This is a genomic window from Belnapia moabensis DSM 16746, assembly GCF_000745835.1.
GTDB lineage: Bacteria > Pseudomonadota > Alphaproteobacteria > Acetobacterales > Acetobacteraceae > Belnapia > Belnapia moabensis.
Genome location: NZ_JQKB01000233.1, coordinates 1 through 2,480 on the forward strand (window position 1 = coordinate 1; position 2,480 = coordinate 2,480).

General features: G+C 59.7%; 1 protein-coding gene. It reads right to left on the reverse strand.

Annotated elements, in window-relative coordinates; translation table 11 throughout:
• Nucleotides 1-323: 323 nt before the first annotated feature.
• Nucleotides 324-1,943 carry a hypothetical protein gene (locus tag EP26_RS30490; RefSeq protein WP_043345177.1) on the reverse strand — a complete coding sequence of 540 codons (1,620 nt, stop codon included), beginning with the start codon at nt 1,941-1,943 and terminating at the stop codon, nt 324-326.
• Nucleotides 1,944-2,480: the final 537 nt, after the last annotated feature.

Below are 2,480 nucleotides of genomic sequence, written 5' to 3' on the forward strand. Positions count from 1 at the left end.
AGAGCGCCCACGCTGCGTCGGTGAAAACCTCGCACCCGTTCCCGTCCGTCATGCCCCGAATATGGGAGTAGCACTCAAGCTCTAACAGACCTTAGCCTCGGCCAGTCCTCGCCATCGCATGCGGCGCAGCCCGTAGCTGCGCTTCCAGGTGCCGAAGGTCTTCCACTTGCAGAGCTGAACACCAGCCTGTCCTGGCCGACCCGACGACGCGCCATGCAAGCCTCCGCCGTTGATCGCGCGCGGCGCATCAGAGCCAAGCTCCTGGGTCCAGGGCTATCCGCTCGCAGGTTTCATTACGAGGGTACAGCCCTGTCATTATCTGATCACTGCGACGCGTTTTTGGCAGCGACCCAATCTAGAAAACGGTCGCCTTCGCGCGGTACAGCGCATTGCGGGCTGGCAGCGGGCAGAATGAAGCGATCCTGCACTTCTGGCCGAGCCTGGTATTCATAGAGGGTGGACCCAGGAGGGGCGCTGGCGACCTGAAGACGGCCACTTTGCGACAGGGTCCGCCGCAGCAGGTCGGTTCCTTCGCGGTCGGTTGGATGATAGATAATGACCCAGGCTCTGCGCGCGCTTTCGATGGTTCGAATATCGGCATAGATGCAGCTTGGGTCCAGGCGGTGATCGGACATAACCTTGTAAGGAAGGCCGCCTAGCCCGTAGCGCCGTGCATAGAGCAGATAGGCGCGTTCCGCGGCTTGGTTCATGATCACTTCATCGCCCGGGCGCAAGTTGACCGCGAGATGCGCGAGGTTCTGCTTGATCTCTTCGATCGGCCAGGCGGGAAGCTGAGCTACGGACCGGGCGGCGATAACGGCTTGGCCGCCGCCGAAAAGCAACAGCAGCACGAGCGCCGCAATGCGCGGGCGGCTGAAGGAGCGCGCCGTCGTAACTAGGCCGACCGAAACCGCGAGGATCAGCGGTGGGGCGAGGAACAGCAGGAAGCGCGGCGAGAAAGGGTAGGCGCGCAGACCGGAAACCAGCAGCGCAGCCAGGAAGGTCGACAAGATCAACGCCAGCAGCCAGGGATCGCGCGAGGCCAGCTTGACGCAGCCAATGATAAAGAAGGCGGCCAGCAACTGGACGCCGAGCGTTGGCACGAGGAATAGAATCGCATCGCCGATGGCTCGGGGATACCAGGTGAGCGAGGCCAACGAGATACGTAATGGCGCGAAGCTGTCGTTCCAGAAGACATTGGTCATGTTACTGACCGTGTTCTCTTGGTGCTCATAGAAGAAGTGGTAGAAGATCCAGAAGGCCGCCATCCAGAGGCAGCCGACGACTATGAGGGAAAACGTCCAGCGACGATCTTGATTGGCGAGGCTTGCGATAAAGAGCAGCGTGCCGGTGGCGGCCATGACGATGGTGCCACCGAAGGCCAAGGGCACGCAAAGCAGGCCGAGCGCAGCATAGGATATCGTCATCTGCGGCCGTATCGCCGGGCTGCGCAACATCATGACCGAAATGTGGAGGAAGGCGGATGAGAAGGCCGCATCGAGGATGTACGGCTTTACCATTGAAGAGTACTGGATAAGCGCCGCACTGATGCCAAACTGTGTCACGCCGACCAGCGTCTCCCAGGAGCCGGTCGAGTGCCGCATCAGCCGATAAAACAGATAGACGCTGGCAATTCCGCTCAGCAGCGCCACGAGCCTGAGCGAGTAGTCGAAATCTTCGAATAAAAACAGGCAGCACTTCTCAAGTAGAAGCCAGCCAATTGGGGCAAGCTGGTTGAACTCAAGGCCGCCGACCAAGCTCGACATCGGAAGATGGATGATGTTGAGCGCTACCATCGCCTCATCGAGCCAGAGAGACCGACCTGTTGCGAAGGCCCAGACGCGCAGGGCGACTGCAGCGAACAGCGCGGCAACGATCAGGGTCTTTACCCTGATCCTGCCGTCGATACCCGAAGCCTGATGCGTGATAGCGCGCACATTCATGGAAATGACCTGATTTTTTATACGCCAGAATGTTGGATATCATTGCGACCTCACACAAATCACTTGCCGCTGAATTGTGTCGCTTTTGTCCCGGATTTACGAGGAAATGGTCCGGATCCCGCATTTATGAGACGTGTGCGCGGATGCGCCAGGAAGAGTGCATAACTCGGCGCTTCGGCTTTGGGCATCGTGAGCGCCACGATGCGCATGGAGTGCGCCGTCAGCCACAGCCTTGGACGTGATGCGAGCAGACTCGTCCCGCATCGGAAGACCTTTGCGCGGAGTCGCTGGAGGCACAGCATGTGGTAGTTAGAAGCCTGCCAGGATCGCTACTTATACTAAATCTTACCGATCAGAACCGGTGCGCCCAATCGTGCGGTCCGATAGACATGATCGTCCAGGGCCGCTCGACGAGGCGGTTCCAGGCTCGGCAGCAGTGGTCGAGTGACCAGCCCCCATTGAGTGGTCCGGGCGGAATTTCAGTGGGCCATCTCAGCCACACCTATTCCTGAGCTGATCTGTGACATGGCCAGTGGC